This is a genomic window from Empedobacter sp. R132-2 (assembly GCF_030324375.1).
Taxonomy (GTDB): domain Bacteria; phylum Bacteroidota; class Bacteroidia; order Flavobacteriales; family Weeksellaceae; genus Empedobacter; species Empedobacter falsenii_B.
This window is the reverse complement of the sequence record NZ_JACAGG010000008.1, coordinates 16,250-33,961: the sequence shown is the minus strand read 5'-3', so window position 1 is coordinate 33,961 and position 17,712 is coordinate 16,250. Positions and strand designations below refer to the sequence as shown.

The window sequence follows — 17,712 nt, the reverse complement described above, 5'->3', positions numbered from 1 at the left end:
AATTACCAAGACGCTTTTTTAACACCTGGGATTAACCCTTCGTTCGCCATTTCGCGGAAAGTTACACGAGAGATCCCGAAAGTTCTCATGTATCCTCTTGGACGACCTGTTAATTTACAACGGTTGTGTAAACGTACAGGAGAAGCGTTTTTAGGTAATTTTTGTAATGCTTCGTAGTCACCAGCTTCTAATAAAGCTTGACGTTTCGCAGCATATTTAGCAACTAATGCTTCTCTTTTGCGCTCACGCGCTTTCATTGATTCTTTAGCCATGACTTCTTATTTTTCTTTAGTAAATGGTAATCCGAATTTAGATAATAAAGCTTTTGCTTCTTTATCTGTGTTCGCTGAAGTTACAAAGGTAATATCTAAACCTTGAATTTTCTTGATTTTATCAATATTAATTTCTGGGAAGATAATTTGCTCTTTGATACCTAAGTTATAGTTACCTCTACCGTCGAAACCTGTAGAAGAAATACCGCTAAAGTCACGTACACGTGGTAAAGCTGCAGATACTAAACGATCTAAGAATTCGTACATTTTCTCACCACGTAAAGTTACTTTAGCACCAATTGGCATTCCTTTACGTAATTTGAAAGCTGCTTCATCTTTCTTAGAAATTGTTCCTACTGCTTTTTGACCAGTGATTAATTCTAACTCTTCGATAGCGTAATCAACGATTTTTTTGTCAGCTGTAGCCGCACCTAAACCTTGAGATAAAACAATTTTCTCTAATTTAGGAACTTGCATAATAGATTTGTATCCGAACTCTTCTTTAAGAGCAGCTACAATCTCTTCTTTATATTTAACCTGCGGACGAGGTGTGTATGTTGTTGTACTCATCTTAGATAGCTTTTCCTGATTTTTTAGCAATTCTTACTTTTTTCCCTCCTTCTTCTTTGATCGCTACTTTCGTTGCTTTCCCAGTTTCTGGATCTACTAAAGCCAATTTACATAAATAGATTTGAGCTTCTTTTTCAACAACTCCACCTTGTGGATTTTGTGCGCTTGGCTTTACACGTTTTTTTGCAATATTAACCCCTTCAACGATAGCTTTAGCTTTGTCAGGGAATACGCGTAACACAGTACCAGTTTGACCTTTGTTAGATCCTGATAAAACGACTACTTTGTCTCCTTTTTTAATTTTTAACTTTGCCATGTTGTTCTATTATAATACCTCTGGGGCTAATGATACAATTTTCATATATTCTTTATCACGTAACTCACGAGCAACTGGACCGAATACACGAGTACCACGCATTTCTCCTTGAGTGTTCAATAATACACATGCATTATCGTCGAAACGGATATATGAACCGTCTTTTCTACGAACTTCTTTTTTAGTTCTAACTACAACAGCTTTTGATACAGCACCTTTTTTAACGTTTCCTGAAGGTGTAGCTTCTTTGATCGCAACTACGATTTTGTCACCTACTGATGCGTATCTTCTTTTAGTACCACCTAAAACGCGGATTACTAATGCTTCACGAGCTCCTGTGTTATCTGCAACTTTTAATCTAGATTCTTGTTGTAACATAACTTATCTTATTTAGCTCTTTCAATGATTTCTACTAATCTCCATCTTTTGTTTTTAGACAAAGGACGAGTCTCCATGATACGCACTGTGTCACCTTCGTTACACTCGTTATTTTCGTCGTGCGCTGTATATTTCTTCGTTTTTAAAACGAATTTCCCATAGAATGGGTGCTTTTGCTTCTTAGTTTCAGCTACAACAATGGTTTTTTCCATTTTGTTTGATGTAACTAAACCTACTCTTTCTTTTCTTAATTTTCTTTCCATCAGTTACAGATTACTGTTATGATTGTTTTTCGTTTAACACGGTATTCAAACGAGCAATTGTTCTGCGTAAGTCTCTAATACCGATTGGATTTGCTACAGGAGAAACAGCGTTTGTCAATTTTAATTGATCGTAGTTCGCTTGTTCTTCAGCTATTTTAGCTTGTAACTCCTCAACACTTAGATTTCTAATATCTGCTGCTTTCATTTTTTCTTAATTTTTGAAATTATTAATTTTGGAAATCACGTGCAACGATAAACTTAGTCTTAACAGGTAACTTCTGAGCTGCTAAACGCAATGCTTCAGTTGCAACCTCTACTGGCACACCTCCTACTTCGAATAAGATACGACCTGGTTGTACAGGAGCTACCCAATATTCTGGTGCACCTTTACCTTTACCCATACGTACCTCTGCTGGTTTCTTAGTAATTGGTTTATCTGGAAATATTTTAATCCATAATTGACCCTCTCTCTTCATGAAACGAGTTGCAGCAATACGAGCTGCCTCGATTTGACGTGCTGTAATAAACGCTTCGTCTAAAGATTTGATCCCGAAAGTCCCGTAAGCTAATTGAGTTCCTCTGTGAGAAACACCTTTCATCTTACCTTTTTGGGTTTTTCTAAACTTTACTCTTCTCGGTGATAACATATCTACTTAATTCTTTATGTTAGTTGTTAAACTAAATTATCGCTTTCTATTATTAGATCTTTCACCTCCCTTTCTGTTGTTGTCAGACTTTTTTTGTTTTTTCTGTAATCCAACTAAAGGAGATAATTCTCTCTTACCATATACCTCACCTTTCATGATCCATACTTTGATCCCTAAACGACCATAAGTTGTATGAGCTTCTGAAATGTGGTAATCAATGTCTGCACGGAATGTAGACAAAGGAATACGTCCATCTTTATAAGTTTCAGAACGTGCCATCTCTGCACCGTTTAAACGACCAGAGATTTGAACTTTGATTCCTTCTGCGTTCATTCTCATTGCTGATTGAATTGCCATTTTAATAGCACGACGGTAAGAAATACGATTCTCAATTTGACGAGCGATACTATCCCCTACTAAGATTGCATCTAATTCTGGTCTCTTAATTTCGAAGATGTTAATTTGAACCTCTTTACCAGTGATTTTCTTTAACTCTTCTTTTAATTTGTCAACTTCTTGTCCACCTTTACCAATAATGATACCTGGACGAGCAGTAGTTACAGTTACTGTAACTAATTTTAAAGTACGATCGATGTAAATACGAGAAACTCCGGCTTTAGACAAACGTGCTCTTAAATAAGTACGAATTTTTGCATCTTCTGCAATTTTATCACCGTAATCATTTCCACCGTACCAGTTAGAATCCCATCCTCTGATGATTCCTAAACGATTTCCGATTGGATTAGTTTTTTGTCCCATATTCTTAATCTTGTACTTTTTGTTTATCTTCTTTAGTTCCTAAAACCAAAGTTACATGGTTTGAACGTTTTCTGATTCTATGTGCTCTACCTTGAGGTGCAGTACGAATTCTTTTTAATTGACGTGCACTATCAACAGAGATTTCTTTAACATATAATCCAGCTTCTTCAACATCAGCTCCTTCATTTTTGATTTGCCAGTTAGCGATAGCGCTTAATAACAATTTCTCTAAACGGATTGAAGCGTGGTTTTTAGTATATTTTAAAATACCTAAAGCTTTTTGAATTTCAACTCCACGGATAATATCTACTACTAATCTCATCTTACGAGGAGAAGTAGGAACATTATTTAATTTCGCAAAAGCTACCTGCTTGTTAGCTTCTTTGATTCTTTCGTTACTTAATCTTTTTCTAGATCCCATGGCCCTTTACTATTTTTTTCCTTTGTTTTTAGCTCCGGCATGACCTCTAAAAGTACGTGTAGGAGCGAACTCACCTAATTTATGACCTACCATATTCTCAGTAACATAAACAGGAATAAATTGCTTTCCGTTGTGTACTGCGATTGTTTGACCAACAAAATCAGGAGAAATCATTGATGCTCTTGACCATGTTTTGATCACGTTTTTGCTACCGCTTTCTACGTTAGCAAGAACTTTCTTTTCTAATTTATAGTGGATGAATGGTCCTTTTTTTAATGAACGTGCCATAAATTATTTTTTTCTTCTTTCAACAATATATTTGTTAGACGCTTTCTTCTTGTCACGAGTTTTGTAACCTTTCGCTGGAATACCGTTACGAGAACGAGGGATACCTCCTGTCGCACGACCTTCACCACCACCCATTGGGTGATCTACAGGGTTCATAACCATTGGACGAGTTCTTGGACGACGACCTTGCCATCTAGAACGACCAGCTTTACCAGAAACTTCTAACTGATGGTCTGTGTTAGAAACAACACCTACTGTTGCTTTACACTCCACTAAAATCATTCTTGATTCACCACTTGGTAACTTAACGATAGCATATTTACCATCACGCGCAACTAATTGAGCATAAGTACCTGCACTTCTTGCCATAACTGCTCCTTGCCCTGGACGTAATTCAATACAAGAGATTACTGTACCTAATGGCATATTTTTAAGCTTCATAGCATTACCTACTTCTGGTTCTACGTTTTCACCTGAAACAATTACTTGTCCAGCTTTCAAACCATTTTGAGCAATAATGTAACGTTTTTCACCATCTTCGTAAGATAATAAAGCGATGAATGCAGTTCTGTTTGGATCGTATTGTACAGATTCTACAGTTGCAGCACCTTCTTTATCACGTTTGAAGTCGATGATACGATATTTTTGTTTGTGTCCACCACCGATATAACGCATTGTCATTTTACCAGTGTTGTTACGTCCACCCGATTTAGATTTTCCTTCAACTAATGTCTTTTCTGGCTTAGCATTTTTATCTACTGCCGCAAATTCATTAACCACTCTAAAACGTTGTCCCGGGGTGATAGGTTTTAATTTTCTTACTGACATTTTTTAATTCTTAAATTATCCGAACAACTCTATTTCTTGACCTTCAGCTAAGCTAACGATCGCTTTTTTCAACTTATTTGTTTTTCCAGTTTGAAAACCTGTTTTTGTGTAACGAGTTTTTACTTTTGGAGCAGATACTAAAGTACTAACAGAAACTACAGATACACCGTAAGTTTTTTCTACAGCTTCTTTAATTTGAATTTTGTTAGCTTTTGTGTCTACATAAAACGAATATTGCCCTAACAACTCACTGTTATTAGTTGCTTTTTCTGAAATTACTGGTTTAATTATGATTCCCATTTTCTTCGTCTTATTTTGTTAAATTTTCTTGAACTGTTGCTAAAGAACCTTCTAAAAATACGATTTGAGAAGCATTGATTAAATCAAATACATTTAATTCCTCAGTTGTAACAACTTTAACTTTTTGTAAGTTACGAGAAGATAAATATACATTGCTATTAGATTCACCTAATACGAATAATGATTTTGTGTTCTCTAATCCTAAATCAGTTAAAACAGTTTTGAACTCTTTAGTTCTTGGAGCTTCGAAAGAAAAGTTTTCAACAACTTTGATTTCATTCTCAGCTAACTTTTGTGATAAAACTGATTTTTTAGCTAATCTCTTTTGTGCTTTGTTTAATTTGAAAGAGTAGTTTCTTGGACGTGGTCCGAAAACTCTACCTCCTCCTCTAAACACTGGAGATTTGATAGAACCAGCACGAGCTGTACCTGTTCCTTTTTGCTTTTTGATTTTACGAGTTGATCCCGCAATCTCAGCTCTTTCTTTTGCTTTGTGCGTTCCTTGGCGTTGAGCTGCTAAATATTGTTTAACTTCTAAGTACACTGTGTGTGTAGAAGGCTCAATTCCGAAAACTGCCTCGTCTAAAGATACTGTTCTTCCAGTTTCTTGACCTTTGATGTTTAATACTACTACTTCCATCTTCTAACGATTACGTATGAATTTTTAGGACCTGGGATAGCACCTTTAACAATTAAAAGATTTTTCTCAGTATCCACTTTAAGTACTTTTAAGTTCTGAACAGTAACTTGTTTACCACCCATTCTTCCAGCCATACGCATTCCTTTGAATACACGAGATGGATCTGAACCAGCACCGATAGAACCTGGAGCTCTTAAACGGTTATGTTGACCGTGTGTAGCTTGACCTACCCCACCGAAACCATGACGTTTAACAACACCTTGGAAACCTTTTCCTTTTGAAGTACCTGTAATACTTACAAATTCTCCTTCGTTGAATAATTCAACGTTAACTTCTCCTCCTAGAGTTAAAGAGTTCACGAATTCTTCACCGTAAAACTCAACTAACTTTCTCTTTGGAGTCGTTCCTGCTTTTTTAAAGTGACCTTTTAAAGCATTAGTCGTGTTTTTTTCTTTTGCGTCATCGAAACCAAGTTGAGCAGCAACGTACCCATCTTTCTCTACGGTTCTGACTTGAGTAACCACACATGGCCCAGCCTCTACGATTGTCACAGGAATATTTTTCCCGTTCTCATCAAATAAGCTAGTCATCGCGATTTTTTTACCAATGATACCTGACATTTGATTAAAATATGTTAATAATTTGTTTAATATTTCAGAGAATGTGGACTTTCGACCACTAGAGATCTTCTCTAAAATTAGCATGCAAATGTATGAATTAATTTGTAAACAACAAACTTTCAATTGATTATTTTTCAAAAGTTTACAAACAGCGAAAAATATCAATCAAAGCATTCTTAATAGCAATTCATAAAAAAACCCTGAGATGTGCACGTCTCAGGGTTTATATTTATTTAAAATACAGCTAACTATACTTTAATTTCTACTTCAACACCACTAGGTAATTCTAACTTCATTAAAGCATCAACTGTTTTAGATGAAGAAGAATAAATGTCTAATAATCTTTTGTGAGCTGATAATTGAAATTGCTCGCGAGATTTTTTGTTAACGTGTGGAGATCTTAAAACTGTAAAGATTCTTTTGTGAGTTGGTAATGGAATTGGTCCATTAACAACAGCTCCTGTAGCTTTTACAGTTTTTACGATTTTTTCAGCTGATTTATCAACTAAAGAATAATCGTAAGATTTTAATTTTATTCTAATTTTTTGACTCATTTTTCTTGAATTAAGCGTTACCTTTTGCTTTAGCGATTACAGCTTCAGACACGTTTGTTGGTGCTGGAGCGTAGTGATCGAATTCCATTGTAGATGTAGCACGACCAGAAGATAATGTACGTAATGAAGTTACATATCCGAACATTTCTGCTAATGGAACCATAGCTTTAATAACTTTAGCGTTATTTCTATCATCCATTCCTGATACTTGACCACGACGACGGTTTAAGTCACCTACAATATCACCCATGTTTTCTTCTGGAGTTAAAACCTCTAACTTCATGATAGGCTCTAAGATTTGAGCACCAGCGGCTTTTGCAGCAGCTTTGTAACCCATTTGAGCAGCTAACTCGAAAGATAATTGGTCAGAATCCACAGGGTGGAAAGATCCATCTTTTAAAGTAACTTTTAACGAATCCATTTCGAATCCTGCTAAAGGTCCATTCTTCATTGCAGCTTTAAAACCTTTCTCAATAGAAGGGATAAATTCTTTAGGAACGTTACCACCTTTAATTTCTGAAACGAATTCTAAACCTACTTTTCCTTCATCTGCTGGTCCCATTTCGAAAACGATATCAGCAAATTTACCACGACCACCTGATTGTTTTTTGTAAACCTCACGGTGATTAGCTGGACGAGAGAATGATTCTTTGTACTCTACTTGAGGCTCACCTTGGTTAACCTCTACTTTAAATTCACGTTTTAAACGGTCAACGATGATATCTAAGTGTAACTCACCCATACCAGAAATAACTGTTTGACCAGAAGCCTCATCAGTTTTTACTTGGAATGTTGGATCTTCTTCAGCTAATTTAGCTAAAGCCATACCTAATTTATCAACGTCAGCTTTCGTTTTAGGCTCAACTGCGATACCAATTACTGGATCTGGGAAGTCCATAGACTCTAATACGATAGGGGCTTTTTCATCACATAAAGTATCTCCTGTTTTGATATCTTTGAAACCTACTGCAGCTCCAATATCACCTGCTTCGATTCTCTCGATAGGCTCTTGTTTGTTAGCGTGCATTTGGAAGATACGAGAAATACGTTCTTTGTTACCAGAACGAGTATTTAATACGTAAGATCCAGCGTCTAATCCACCTGAATAAGCACGGAAGAATGCTAAACGACCTACGAATGGGTCAGTAGCAATTTTGAATGCTAATGCTGCGAATGGCTCATCAACTGAAGGTTTTCTTGAGATAGGCTCGTCAGTTTTTGGGTCAGTTCCTGGGATCGCTTCTTTATCACTTGGTGATGGTAAGTAACGACATACAGCATCTAACATGAATTGTACACCTTTGTTTTTGAACGAAGATCCACAAGTCATTGGGATGATAGACATATCTAATGTTGCAGCACGTAATGCAGCGTGAACTTCTTCTTCAGTAATAGAGTTTTCGTCCTCCATGTACTTCTCTAATAAGTTCTCGTCATACGCAGCTACTTCTTCAATTAATTGACCACGGAATTGTCTTACATCGTCAACCATATCAGCTGGGATTTCAACAACATCAAATGTAGAACCATGATTCTCATCATGCCATACAATTGCACGGTTTTTAATTAAATCTACAACTCCTTTAAAGTCTGCTTCGTCACCGATTGGTAATACAATAGGAACAGCATTTGACCCTAACATTTCACGTACTTGACGACATACATTTAAGAAGTCAGCTCCTTGACGGTCCATTTTGTTAACGAAACCTAAACGAGGAACTTTATAGTTATCTGCTAAACGCCAGTTTGTTTCAGATTGAGGTTCAACTCCATCTACTGCTGAGAATAAGAAAACTAAACCATCTAAAACACGTAAAGAACGGTTTACCTCTACTGTAAAGTCAACGTGACCAGGAGTGTCGATAATATTAAAGTGGTACCCTTTAGCGTCTGGTAATGGTTTACCTTGTTCTGTTGGGAATGTCCAATCTACTGTTACAGCTGCAGAAGTAATTGTAATACCTCTTTCAGCTTCTTGCTCCATCCAGTCAGTTGTAGCTGATCCTTCGTGAGTTTCTCCAATTTTGTGATTCTTACCTGAATAGAATAAGATACGCTCTGTCGTTGTAGTTTTTCCTGCATCGATGTGAGCAGCAATACCAATGTTTCTTGTGTATTTTAAATCTCTTGCCATCTTGTATTAGAATCTAAAGTGAGAGAATGCTTTGTTAGCTTCTGCCATTTTGTGAGTATCTTGACGTTTTTTAACGGCAGATCCTTCCTCTTTAGCAGCTGCAATAATTTCTCCAGCTAATTTTTGAGCCATCGATTTCTCGTTTCTGTTACGAGAATATTTGATTAACCATTTCATTGCTGTTGAAATTTTACGGTCTGGACGAATTTCCATTGGAATTTGGAATGTAGCTCCACCAACACGGCGAGAACGTACTTCTACGTGAGGCATTACATTAGATAATGCTTCTTTCCAAATGTCTAATGAAGTTTTTTCTGCATCTTCTTTACGAGAATCTACGATTTCTAACGCATCATAGAAAATTTTGAATGCTACAGATTTTTTTCCGTCGTACATTAAGTTGTTTACGAAACGAGTTACTAACTGATCATTAAATTTAGGATCTGGAAGTAAAGGTCTTTTTTTAGCTCTTGTCTTTCTCATCTTACCTTAAATTTATTTTTTAGCATCTTTAGGACGTTTCGCTCCATACTTACTTCTACGTTGAGTACGTCCGTTTACTCCCGCAGTATCTAACGCTCCACGTACAATGTGGTAACGCACACCTGGTAAATCTTTAACTCTACCTCCTCTAACCAATACTATCGAGTGCTCTTGAAGATTATGACCTTCACCACCGATGTACGCGTTAACTTCTTTCCCGTTTGTTAATCTAACACGAGCAACTTTACGCATTGCTGAGTTAGGTTTCTTAGGAGTTGTAGTGTAAACACGTGTACAAACACCGCGGCGTTGTGGACATGATTCCAATGCAGCCGATTTACTCTTCTTGGTTAGTTTTTTTCTACCTTTTCTAACTAATTGTTGAATTGTTGGCATACTAATTAAATTTCCTTTTAAATTTGGATTAAACCCATTTTTTGGGCATGCAAAACTACAAATAATTTATACAAAAACAAATAATAATGGATTTATTTTACATTGATTTATAATTTTTTAAAGAATTATAAACTATATTTTACAGAATTTTAATTCAAGAATAACAAAACAAGTAAATTATCAATAAACCTAATTTTTGATAAGTGATAGTATCTTATCTACATCTATTGACAACAAAATTTATTAAAACTTTATCCTATATTATTTTTCTCTAAGCTAATAACTTTTCGTATTTTTAATTAATCTGAATATCATATAATTATCGATATATTTTAATAAAAACGTTCGCATAATATTTATTTAATGTTAATTTTACATTAGAAAAATTAATTTTGCACTTCAAAACATTATTGAATGTCGGTAAACTCATTTTTTAAATTATTTACTCCGAAGGATAAAGTATTCTATCCTTTGTTCGAGGAAGCTTCAAAAAGTTTAATCAAATTAGCTGAATTGTTACATGAATGTGTAAACGCTCCAGTTGAAGAACGCGAAGATTACATCGCGCAAATTTCTAAGATAGAAAGCAAAATTGAATATCTTACTCAAAAAACAAATTTAGAGTTAAGCAAAAACTTTATCACACCTTTTGACAGAGAAGATATTTATCAATTAGTAAAATCTATCGATTATGTTGCAGATAATTTAAATGGAGCAGCGAATCGTATCAATATTTATCAAGTAGATAAAATTACAAAATCTATCCGCAAAATTACAGCTGTTAACTTAGAGGCTTGTCAATTAATCGGAGAGGGAATTGAGCAATTGAAAGATTTGAGAAACGTAAATCGTATTTACGAAATATGTGAACGAATCAATAAATTAGAAAATAAATCGGATCGTATTTTTGATAAAGCAGTTCAGGAAATTTTCGAAAACGAAACTGATGTTAAAAATATCATCAAGTATAAGGAGGTTTTATCTTCATTAGAATCTGCAACAGACAAGTGTAAAAGTGTTGCTAACGTATTGGAAGCTGTAGCGGTAAAACATTCATAACCAAAACTTAATCTAAAAGATTATGACAGAATTTTTTTCAGCGTTTTCGAGCATGTTATCGTCTACGCCAGGAATGTTATTGATTACTATTATCGTCTTAGCTTTTGTTTTTGATTATATAAATGGTTTTCACGATGCTGCGAATTCTATCGCTACCATTGTTGCAACTAAGGTTTTAACGCCTTTTCAAGCTGTACTTTGGGCTGCCGCATTCAACTTTGCCGCTTACTTTATTTCAGTCTATTGGATTGGAGAATTTAAGATTGGTAACACGATTGCAAAATCGGTTAACGAACATTTTATTACGCTAGAAGTAATTTTAGCTGGAATTATCGCTGCCATTTCTTGGAACTTATTAACATGGAAGTTTGGTATTCCTTCTTCTTCTTCTCATACATTGATTGGTGGTTTTATTGGGGCTGCATTGGCACACGCCGGAGGTTTTTCTGCTGGTGAAGAAGATGTAATTGTTTACAAAAAAGTAATTCCAATTGTTTGCTTTATCGTATTAGCACCATTAATTGGTATGATTATCGCCTCTATATTAACCATAATCACGCTTCATATTTGTAAAAGAGCCAAACCTGCAAAAGCAGAATGGTGGTTCAAAAAATTGCAATTGGTTTCTTCTGCCCTTTTCTCTTTAGGACATGGTATGAATGATGCGCAAAAGGTAATGGGTATTATTGGAGCTGCGGTTATCTTCTATCACATGAATGTCGATTTTGACCCAGCTTATGTACAAGCAGAAGATAAATTCCAATATTTCGTAGCACATTGGATGTGGGTTCCTATTACATCGTTTGTTGTTATCGCATTAGGAACAATGGGTGGTGGATGGAAAATCATCAAAACGATGGGGTCTAAAATTACAAAAGTAACGCCATTAGAAGGTGTAGTTGCTGAAACTTCAGGAGCAATGACGCTTTATATTTCTGAGCATTTCGGAATTCCAGTTTCTACAACACATACAATTACTGGTTCTATTATTGGTGTAGGTTTAACGAAACGTGTTTCTGCAGTTCGTTGGGGAGTAACAATTAGTTTACTTTGGGCGTGGATACTTACTATTCCTGTCTCAGCATTATTAGCTGCATTAATCTATTATGTTGTAACGTTATTTATTTAAAATATCATTTCTAAAGGAGCTTAAATTAAGCTCCTTTTTTATTTTTGAAATAATTTTCGAAATTGATAAATGATAAGTTTAATAAAGTTTTAAATTTGCGCCATGCAATTAACTGTATTATTTATCATTATCGGCTTAGCCATTTTATTTGATTTCTTAAATGGTTTTCACGATGCCGCAAACTCTATTGCAACGGTTGTTACTACAAAGGTTTTAACTCCTATTCAAGCCGTTATATGGGCTGCATTCTTCAATTTTGTTGCTTTCTTCATTGCCAAATTTATCATTGGAGAATTTGGAGTTGCAGACACAATCGCAAAAATTATTAAAGAAGATGTTGTCGTCGCATTTGGATCCAATCCATCTATCGTTGTTATGGCGGCGCTTTCTGCAGCAATCACTTGGAATATTTTAACTTGGAAATTAGGAATCCCTTCCTCTTCATCTCACACCTTGATTGGTGGTTTAGCTGGAGGTGCATTAGCTGCAACAGGTTATGATTTTTCTGCTATTAACAGTACGATTATCTTAACGATTATCGCTTTTATTTTGGTTGCACCAATTATTGGTTTAGTCGCTGGTAATGTTATTTACATCATCACGCTGAATCTTTGTCGAAATGCAAAACCACATAAAGCAGATGCTTGGTTCAAGAAATTGCAATTAGTTTCTTCTGCGATGTTGAGTATTGGTCATGGTTTGAATGATTCTCAAAAAGTAATGGGAGTGATCACGTTTGCTTTACTTGCTAATCAAACTGCAATTGTTAATACGGATATGAATGATTGGATTTTGAATGATGTTTTCAATTGGAAGCATTGGTTCATCACAACAAGTAGTACTGATATTCACGATTGGGTTCCGATTATGTGTTTCTCTGCAATTGCTTTAGGAACTTTAGGTGGCGGAATGAAAATCCTAAAAACGATGGGAAATAAAATTACAAAAATTACTCCTATCGAAGGTTTCACTGCTCAAACAGCTTCAGCTATTACATTATTTTTTACTGAACATATCAAAATGCCAGTTTCTACAACTCACGTGATCACAGGATCTATTATTGGTGTTGGAATGGTAAAAAGAGTTTCTGCCGTTCGTTGGGGAGTTACAATTAGTTTATTATGGGCTTGGATTTTGACAATTCCAGTTTCTGCACTTATTGCAACAGGATTTTATTATCTATTTTCGATGTTTTTCTAACATTAAAAATTTAATCATATAAAAAATGGCTGTCAAAATTGACGGCCATTTTCTATTTATTTTAATATTTATTCTTGAATGATTATTTGCTAAAATCTTCTTTCAATAAATCGATTTTCGCTAACAACGTTTGTTGAACAGCTGGATAATCTTCTTTGTTAGAAAGTGAAGCATTTACAGAGAAATAATATTTAATCTTTGGTTCTGTTCCAGAAGGACGACAAGCTACTTTACTTCCATCCTCTGTATAGAAAATCAATACATTTGACTTTGGTATCTCAATCGCTTTTTCTTCACCAGAAATTAAATCTTTGTCGATAGAAGATTGAAAATCTTTTACACGAACAACTTTAGATCCTGCTAATTCTTTTGGAGGATTTGATCTAAATTCAACCATCATTTTAGCAATTAACTCTGCACCTTCTTTTCCAGGTTTTACAATACTAATTAAATCTTCTTGATACGCTTTTCCGATTTCAAGATAAATTTCCATTAATTTATTGTACAGAGAACTTCCTTTCGCTTTTTGTACAGCTGCAATTTCAGAAACCAATAAAGCTGTTGTAACTGAATCTTTGTCACGGATAAAATCTCCAACCATAAACCCAAATGATTCTTCTCCACCTCCAACAAAACTTTCTTTGCCTTCGAATTTACGAATCATATCAGCAATCCATTTGAAACCTGTTAATCCAACTTTACAATCAACATTGAATTTCGCAGCAATATCATAGAAAATATCAGACGTTACGATTGTCGATCCGATAAATTCATTTCCAACTAATTTCCCCGATTTTTGCCATTTTTCTAATAAATAATAAGCCAAAACAGTATTCATTTGGTTACCATTTAATAAAACAATTTCACCTTCATTGTTACGCGTTGCAACACCTACACGATCCGCATCAGGATCTGTTCCAATCACAACATCAGCACCAATTTCATTCGCTAAAGTAACTGCCATAGTCAAAGCCTCTGGTTCTTCTGGATTTGGCGATTTTACTGTTGGGAAATCTCCACTTGGAATTGCTTGTTCAGCAACTTGATGAACTTGAGTAAAACCAGCTTTATCAAAAGCTTTTGGCGTAATTGCAACGGCAGTTCCGTGAATAGAAGTAAAAACAATTTTTATATCTTCCTTACCATCTTGTGTAAAACTTCCGTTCGCTACACATGCATCAATAAAAGCTTCATCAATTTCTTTACCTATATACGTTAACAATGCATCGTTACCTTGAAATTTGATTTCTTCTACTTTTACATTATTTACTTCATTAATAATTTCTCCATCTTGTGGCGGAACAATTTGCGCTCCATCATTCCAATAAACTTTGTAACCATTGTAAATCGGAGGATTGTGGGAAGCTGTCAACACAATTCCAGCATCACAACCTAAATGACGAACTGTAAAAGACAATTCTGGCGTTGGGCGAAAAGATTCAAACAAATAAACGTTGATTCCATTCGCAGTCAAAACATCGGTAACCATTTTTGCAAACGTATCCGAATTGTGACGAACATCGTATGCAATCGCAACTTTTTTCTCTTTATTCGGAAATTGTTGATTAATATAATTTGCTAAACCTTGCGTTGCTGCACCAAGTGTATATTTGTTTAAACGATTTGTTCCAACACCCATTATACCACGCATTCCTCCTGTTCCAAACTCAAGGTTTTTATAAAAAGAATCGTCTAATTCGGTTGGATTATTATCAATTAAATCTTGAACAGCTTTTCTTGTTTCCGCATCATAAGCGTCAGAAAGCCATAATTTAGCATTATCTAAACTTGAAGTCATTCTTATCTTTTATTTTTTTAATACTTGGGCGCGGTCGGCAATTTTTGTATCCTTATTAGGATCGCCCATAAAATTTACAATTGAGTTTCCTTTTGCAGAACCATATAAGGTTTGGCGTGCATTGATGTCTAATAAAGCGTTATCATCTGTTGTGAAATTAGCTTCATTGACCTCGTATTTGAATAAATTCAATTGTGCTTCGCCATAAGCTTTCACTTTCATAGTTCCAGCAGTTCCTTCTAACATAATATTAGATTGATCATCTGCTTTCAAATCAAAGTTGTTTGTAATCAAAAAAGTTTGATTAATTCTCGCTTGATCTTTCGCAGAGATAGTCAATTCATCAACATTCAATGTTCCAGAAGTAGTCAAAGAAGTTTGTTTATTTGCATCAATCTTTTCTAAATCTCGTGTCACATAAACGTACAAATCATAGGCACTATAATGGTCTACATTTGATTTTTCTTTGATTGTAACCGCATTATTTTTTGCTTCAACTTCTAAATTATCAATAATATTTTGATGCGATTCTACTTTAACTCCAGATTTATTTCCTGGAACTAAAATAACATTACAATTACACGAAACGCTCAAATCTTTGATATTATCAGCTGTATATTCTTTTTGAGCCGTTGCAGCACCTTCTCCATCAATTGATGATGAACACGAAGTTGCAACTAAACCTAAAAATCCTAATAAAAATATTTTCTTCATAGTAGTTGGTTATTTAATTAGTTTAAATTCAATTCTTTTTGAACTAAATACAATTGTTTTTCGCGATTATTGCGAACAATTAACTCGCCCAAAAATCCCGCCAAAAATAATTGCGTTCCTAAAATCATAAAAACTAACGAAATATAAAAATAAGGACTATCTGTGATTAATCTGGCTGGTGTATGGGAAATATAAACTTTATATAATTTCTCGATTCCTAAATAAAATGAAGCGAAAAACCCTAAAATAAACATCAATGTACCCAATAAACCGAAAATATGCATTGGTTTATTCCCAAACCTTGACGCAAAGAAAAGTGTAATCAAATCCAAGAAACCATTTACAAAACGATTTGCTCCAAATTTTGAAACACCATATTTACGCGCTTGATGTTTTACTTTTTTCTCAATAATTTTCGAATATCCCGCATTTTTCGCTAAAACAGGAATATAACGGTGCATATCACCATACAATTCGATATTTTGCGTTACTTCCCAACGATAAGCTTTCAAACCACAGTTAAAATCGTGCAATTTTACACCAGAGGTTTTACGTGCTACACCATTGAATAATTTCGAAGGAAGATTTTTTGTCAATTTATTATCTTGACGATTTTCTTTCCAACCCGAAACAATATCTGCTTTTTGGTTTTTCAGCATTTTGTATAACGACGGTATTTCCTCAGGAAAATCTTGTAAATCTGCATCCATAGTAATCACAACATCACCTTTCACTTCTTTAAAAGCCGCGCTAAGTGCTGGAGACTTACCATAATTTTTACGGAATTTAATTCCTTTCACTTCTGTATTGAAGTTGGCAATATACTCTATAATTTGCCACGAATCATCTGTACTCCCGTCATCAACGAAAATAACTTCGAATGTAAAATCATTCTGTTCACAGACTTTTTTGATTCTGTAGAATAATTCCTCTAAGGAATCTTGTTCGTTCAGTAAAGGAACAACAACTGAAATATCCATATGTTAAAAAACACGTTTTTTTAAGAATTGTGAAAACATCGCTGCAATTGCGATGTAGAAAGATAAGAAAATTGAGGATAATCCGAAGAAGTTTTTCACAGTAAATAAATTAAGTGTTTTATAATCATCCGAATTTCTAAATGTTTCGATATCTTTTGCGACTTTTGGATCAGACATATTAGACGTAAAAGTATCTAATAACCCTTGTTTCAAACTATCTTGTGCCCATTCTCCATAAGTATTGAAGAATACAAAAATAACAATCAAACTCATGATTCCTGCAAAGAAAATCGTGTAGAAACCAACTTTAAAACCTTCTTTGAAAGTCATTAATTCTTCTGAAGTTTGATGATTTTTTGCTTTATTTTTCGATAAATTGAAAATTATTAAAAAACAATATAATGCATACAAAGGTAATACAATAAAACAGCAAATCATGAAGCTGTAAGTGTAATAATCTTTTACAGAAACTGTTCCGTTTAAAGAAAAATAAAAGTAAAGCGCGAAAAACAATGCTAATGTAATTGCTGTAAGCACCAAAGAGTTTTTGAAAATTTTATTAAAACTAATCATTCTGCAAAGATAATTATATCTCGTAATTCTTTCTCTATTAAATTGTATGATTTAAAAAGGAATTTATCTTCATAAATTCTTTTCTTCAATTATTTTTTACAATATCAATTACTTTTTTAGTTCTAATTTTTATTTGTAAATCAATCTATTAATTCAATCAGACCTAAGCAACAAGAAAGTTTTTTCAATAAACACTTTTATTTTTACAAAACTTTCTTACCTTTGCATCAGGCAAGTCCTACACAACCAGCTCCTGTTGAATCCTCCAGGACGGGAACGTAGCAAAGGTATACGGTCGTAGCGGTGTGATGTAGATCGCTTGCCTATTTTTATTTTTCTAAATTTCACTCCCACTTTTTTTTACCCCATTATTTATTCGTAAATTTGCAA

The 17,712-nt window shown here is 34.5% G+C and carries 25 protein-coding genes and 1 other RNA gene; 4 read left to right on the top strand and 22 right to left on the bottom strand.

The genetic code is table 11. The annotated features are described in order from the left end of the window. Positions 1-2 precede the first annotated feature (2 nt). The 18 genes from rpsN to rpsL form a co-directional block, all read right to left on the bottom strand. Positions 3-272: a 30S ribosomal protein S14 gene (rpsN, locus tag HXZ69_RS06055; RefSeq protein WP_019974193.1), complete on the bottom strand. Its 270-nt coding sequence runs from the start codon at positions 270-272 to the stop codon at positions 3-5. Between the two features lie 6 nt (positions 273-278). Continuing rightward, entirely contained in the window at positions 279-842 is a 564-nt protein-coding gene (gene rplE / locus HXZ69_RS06050) for a 50S ribosomal protein L5 (RefSeq protein ID WP_038335516.1), read from the bottom strand. Position 843: 1 nt separating this feature from the next. Continuing rightward, positions 844-1,158 (bottom strand): 50S ribosomal protein L24, encoded by a 315-nt coding sequence (gene rplX / locus HXZ69_RS06045; RefSeq protein ID WP_038335509.1) that lies wholly within the window; start codon positions 1,156-1,158, stop codon positions 844-846. Positions 1,159-1,167: 9 nt separating this feature from the next. Continuing rightward, complete coding sequence (gene rplN / locus HXZ69_RS06040; protein ID WP_019974196.1) at positions 1,168-1,536, bottom strand: 50S ribosomal protein L14; 369 nt, start codon at positions 1,534-1,536, stop codon at positions 1,168-1,170. An 8-nt stretch (positions 1,537-1,544) separates the two neighbouring features. Then, entirely contained in the window at positions 1,545-1,799 is a 255-nt protein-coding gene (rpsQ, locus tag HXZ69_RS06035; protein WP_019974197.1) for a 30S ribosomal protein S17, read from the bottom strand. A gap of 16 nt (positions 1,800-1,815) precedes the next feature. Then, the gene (gene rpmC / locus HXZ69_RS06030; RefSeq protein WP_038335494.1) at positions 1,816-2,004 is read right to left on the bottom strand and encodes a 50S ribosomal protein L29; all 189 of its coding nucleotides are present in this window, start codon (positions 2,002-2,004) and stop codon (positions 1,816-1,818) included. 22 nt (positions 2,005-2,026) lie between these two features. After that, positions 2,027-2,446, bottom strand: coding sequence for a 50S ribosomal protein L16 (rplP, locus tag HXZ69_RS06025; protein ID WP_038335490.1), 420 nt, complete (start codon positions 2,444-2,446; stop codon positions 2,027-2,029). A gap of 36 nt (positions 2,447-2,482) precedes the next feature. Further along, entirely contained in the window at positions 2,483-3,205 is a 723-nt protein-coding gene (rpsC, locus tag HXZ69_RS06020; protein WP_019974200.1) for a 30S ribosomal protein S3, read from the bottom strand. A 4-nt stretch (positions 3,206-3,209) separates the two neighbouring features. Next, positions 3,210-3,626 (bottom strand): 50S ribosomal protein L22, encoded by a 417-nt coding sequence (gene rplV / locus HXZ69_RS06015; RefSeq protein ID WP_019974201.1) that lies wholly within the window; start codon positions 3,624-3,626, stop codon positions 3,210-3,212. Positions 3,627-3,635: 9 nt separating this feature from the next. Next, entirely contained in the window at positions 3,636-3,914 is a 279-nt protein-coding gene (gene rpsS, locus HXZ69_RS06010; RefSeq protein WP_019974202.1) for a 30S ribosomal protein S19, read from the bottom strand. A gap of 3 nt (positions 3,915-3,917) precedes the next feature. After that, entirely contained in the window at positions 3,918-4,742 is an 825-nt protein-coding gene (rplB, locus tag HXZ69_RS06005) for a 50S ribosomal protein L2 (protein WP_038335472.1), read from the bottom strand. A gap of 15 nt (positions 4,743-4,757) precedes the next feature. Further along, positions 4,758-5,042, bottom strand: coding sequence for a 50S ribosomal protein L23 (gene rplW, locus HXZ69_RS06000; protein ID WP_038335466.1), 285 nt, complete (start codon positions 5,040-5,042; stop codon positions 4,758-4,760). Between the two features lie 10 nt (positions 5,043-5,052). Then, positions 5,053-5,682 (bottom strand): 50S ribosomal protein L4, encoded by a 630-nt coding sequence (gene rplD, locus HXZ69_RS05995; RefSeq protein ID WP_038335460.1) that lies wholly within the window; start codon positions 5,680-5,682, stop codon positions 5,053-5,055. Next, the gene (rplC, locus tag HXZ69_RS05990) at positions 5,673-6,302 is read right to left on the bottom strand and encodes a 50S ribosomal protein L3 (protein WP_038335606.1); all 630 of its coding nucleotides are present in this window, start codon (positions 6,300-6,302) and stop codon (positions 5,673-5,675) included. Before rplC ends, rplD begins: the two co-directional genes overlap by 10 nt. A 248-nt stretch (positions 6,303-6,550) precedes the next feature. Continuing rightward, on the bottom strand, positions 6,551-6,856 hold the full coding sequence (gene rpsJ / locus HXZ69_RS05985) for a 30S ribosomal protein S10 (RefSeq protein WP_019974208.1): 306 nt from the start codon (positions 6,854-6,856) through the stop codon (positions 6,551-6,553). A 10-nt stretch (positions 6,857-6,866) separates the two neighbouring features. Continuing rightward, on the bottom strand, positions 6,867-8,990 hold the full coding sequence (gene fusA, locus HXZ69_RS05980) for an elongation factor G (protein ID WP_219034156.1): 2,124 nt from the start codon (positions 8,988-8,990) through the stop codon (positions 6,867-6,869). Between the two features lie 6 nt (positions 8,991-8,996). After that, entirely contained in the window at positions 8,997-9,473 is a 477-nt protein-coding gene (rpsG, locus tag HXZ69_RS05975) for a 30S ribosomal protein S7 (RefSeq protein WP_019974210.1), read from the bottom strand. Positions 9,474-9,485: 12 nt separating this feature from the next. Further along, the gene (gene rpsL, locus HXZ69_RS05970; protein ID WP_019974211.1) at positions 9,486-9,869 is read right to left on the bottom strand and encodes a 30S ribosomal protein S12; all 384 of its coding nucleotides are present in this window, start codon (positions 9,867-9,869) and stop codon (positions 9,486-9,488) included. Positions 9,870-10,283: 414 nt separating this feature from the next. Between rpsL and HXZ69_RS05965 the strand changes: the two genes are divergently transcribed. The 3 genes from HXZ69_RS05965 to HXZ69_RS05955 all read left to right on the top strand — a co-directional run bounded on the left by HXZ69_RS05965 (position 10,284) and on the right by HXZ69_RS05955 (position 13,257). Beyond that, complete coding sequence (locus HXZ69_RS05965; protein ID WP_038335434.1) at positions 10,284-10,928, top strand: DUF47 domain-containing protein; 645 nt, start codon at positions 10,284-10,286, stop codon at positions 10,926-10,928. A gap of 22 nt (positions 10,929-10,950) precedes the next feature. Then, the gene (locus HXZ69_RS05960; RefSeq protein ID WP_286495356.1) at positions 10,951-12,057 is read left to right on the top strand and encodes an inorganic phosphate transporter; all 1,107 of its coding nucleotides are present in this window, start codon (positions 10,951-10,953) and stop codon (positions 12,055-12,057) included. Positions 12,058-12,159: 102 nt separating this feature from the next. Then, positions 12,160-13,257, top strand: a complete 1,098-nt coding sequence (locus HXZ69_RS05955; RefSeq protein ID WP_038335433.1) for an inorganic phosphate transporter — start codon at positions 12,160-12,162, stop codon at positions 13,255-13,257. Positions 13,258-13,339: 82 nt separating this feature from the next. On the opposite strand, the gene HXZ69_RS05950 is transcribed toward HXZ69_RS05955, so the two are convergent. The 4 genes from HXZ69_RS05950 to HXZ69_RS05935 are packed head-to-tail and all read right to left on the bottom strand — an operon-like array spanning position 13,340 to position 17,322. Further along, positions 13,340-15,055 (bottom strand): phospho-sugar mutase, encoded by a 1,716-nt coding sequence (locus HXZ69_RS05950; protein ID WP_286495354.1) that lies wholly within the window; start codon positions 15,053-15,055, stop codon positions 13,340-13,342. A 9-nt stretch (positions 15,056-15,064) separates the two neighbouring features. Next, positions 15,065-15,769, bottom strand: a complete 705-nt coding sequence (locus HXZ69_RS05945; RefSeq protein ID WP_125349699.1) for a GIN domain-containing protein — start codon at positions 15,767-15,769, stop codon at positions 15,065-15,067. Positions 15,770-15,786: 17 nt separating this feature from the next. Next, complete coding sequence (locus HXZ69_RS05940) at positions 15,787-16,749, bottom strand: glycosyltransferase family 2 protein (RefSeq protein WP_114998995.1); 963 nt, start codon at positions 16,747-16,749, stop codon at positions 15,787-15,789. A 3-nt stretch (positions 16,750-16,752) separates the two neighbouring features. Further along, positions 16,753-17,322, bottom strand: coding sequence for a DUF4199 family protein (locus HXZ69_RS05935; protein WP_114998993.1), 570 nt, complete (start codon positions 17,320-17,322; stop codon positions 16,753-16,755). A 229-nt stretch (positions 17,323-17,551) separates the two neighbouring features. Between HXZ69_RS05935 and ffs the strand changes: the two genes are divergently transcribed. Beyond that, positions 17,552-17,650: signal recognition particle sRNA small type (gene ffs, locus HXZ69_RS05930), an RNA gene on the top strand. Positions 17,651-17,712: the final 62 nt, after the last annotated feature.

Excerpts from the sequence above, each read along its gene's own strand:
- rpsG (WP_019974210.1), bottom strand. The coding sequence starts at position 9,473 with ATGAGAAAGACAAGAGCTAAAAAAAGACCTTTACTTCCAGATCCTAAA.
- HXZ69_RS05935 (WP_114998993.1), bottom strand. The coding sequence starts at position 17,322 with ATGATTAGTTTTAATAAAATTTTCAAAAACTCTTTGGTGCTTACAGCA.
- fusA (WP_219034156.1), bottom strand. The coding sequence starts at position 8,990 with ATGGCAAGAGATTTAAAATACACAAGAAACATTGGTATTGCTGCTCAC.
- HXZ69_RS05960 (WP_286495356.1), top strand. The coding sequence starts at position 10,951 with ATGACAGAATTTTTTTCAGCGTTTTCGAGCATGTTATCGTCTACGCCA.
- HXZ69_RS05940 (WP_114998995.1), bottom strand. The coding sequence starts at position 16,749 with ATGGATATTTCAGTTGTTGTTCCTTTACTGAACGAACAAGATTCCTTA.
- rplE (WP_038335516.1), bottom strand. The coding sequence starts at position 842 with ATGAGTACAACAACATACACACCTCGTCCGCAGGTTAAATATAAAGAA.
- rpsN (WP_019974193.1), bottom strand. The coding sequence starts at position 272 with ATGGCTAAAGAATCAATGAAAGCGCGTGAGCGCAAAAGAGAAGCATTA.
- rplD (WP_038335460.1), bottom strand. The coding sequence starts at position 5,682 with ATGGAAGTAGTAGTATTAAACATCAAAGGTCAAGAAACTGGAAGAACA.
- rplC (WP_038335606.1), bottom strand. The coding sequence starts at position 6,302 with ATGTCAGGTATCATTGGTAAAAAAATCGCGATGACTAGCTTATTTGAT.
- rplV (WP_019974201.1), bottom strand. The coding sequence starts at position 3,626 with ATGGGATCTAGAAAAAGATTAAGTAACGAAAGAATCAAAGAAGCTAAC.
- rpsQ (WP_019974197.1), bottom strand. The coding sequence starts at position 1,799 with ATGGAAAGAAAATTAAGAAAAGAAAGAGTAGGTTTAGTTACATCAAAC.
- rplN (WP_019974196.1), bottom strand. The coding sequence starts at position 1,536 with ATGTTACAACAAGAATCTAGATTAAAAGTTGCAGATAACACAGGAGCT.
- HXZ69_RS05945 (WP_125349699.1), bottom strand. The coding sequence starts at position 15,769 with ATGAAGAAAATATTTTTATTAGGATTTTTAGGTTTAGTTGCAACTTCG.
- rpsJ (WP_019974208.1), bottom strand. The coding sequence starts at position 6,856 with ATGAGTCAAAAAATTAGAATAAAATTAAAATCTTACGATTATTCTTTA.
- rpsC (WP_019974200.1), bottom strand. The coding sequence starts at position 3,205 with ATGGGACAAAAAACTAATCCAATCGGAAATCGTTTAGGAATCATCAGA.
- rplX (WP_038335509.1), bottom strand. The coding sequence starts at position 1,158 with ATGGCAAAGTTAAAAATTAAAAAAGGAGACAAAGTAGTCGTTTTATCA.
- HXZ69_RS05950 (WP_286495354.1), bottom strand. The coding sequence starts at position 15,055 with ATGACTTCAAGTTTAGATAATGCTAAATTATGGCTTTCTGACGCTTAT.
- HXZ69_RS05955 (WP_038335433.1), top strand. The coding sequence starts at position 12,160 with ATGCAATTAACTGTATTATTTATCATTATCGGCTTAGCCATTTTATTT.
- rplB (WP_038335472.1), bottom strand. The coding sequence starts at position 4,742 with ATGTCAGTAAGAAAATTAAAACCTATCACCCCGGGACAACGTTTTAGA.
- HXZ69_RS05965 (WP_038335434.1), top strand. The coding sequence starts at position 10,284 with ATGTCGGTAAACTCATTTTTTAAATTATTTACTCCGAAGGATAAAGTA.
- rplW (WP_038335466.1), bottom strand. The coding sequence starts at position 5,042 with ATGGGAATCATAATTAAACCAGTAATTTCAGAAAAAGCAACTAATAAC.
- rpmC (WP_038335494.1), bottom strand. The coding sequence starts at position 2,004 with ATGAAAGCAGCAGATATTAGAAATCTAAGTGTTGAGGAGTTACAAGCT.
- rpsS (WP_019974202.1), bottom strand. The coding sequence starts at position 3,914 with ATGGCACGTTCATTAAAAAAAGGACCATTCATCCACTATAAATTAGAA.
- rplP (WP_038335490.1), bottom strand. The coding sequence starts at position 2,446 with ATGTTATCACCGAGAAGAGTAAAGTTTAGAAAAACCCAAAAAGGTAAG.
- rpsL (WP_019974211.1), bottom strand. The coding sequence starts at position 9,869 with ATGCCAACAATTCAACAATTAGTTAGAAAAGGTAGAAAAAAACTAACC.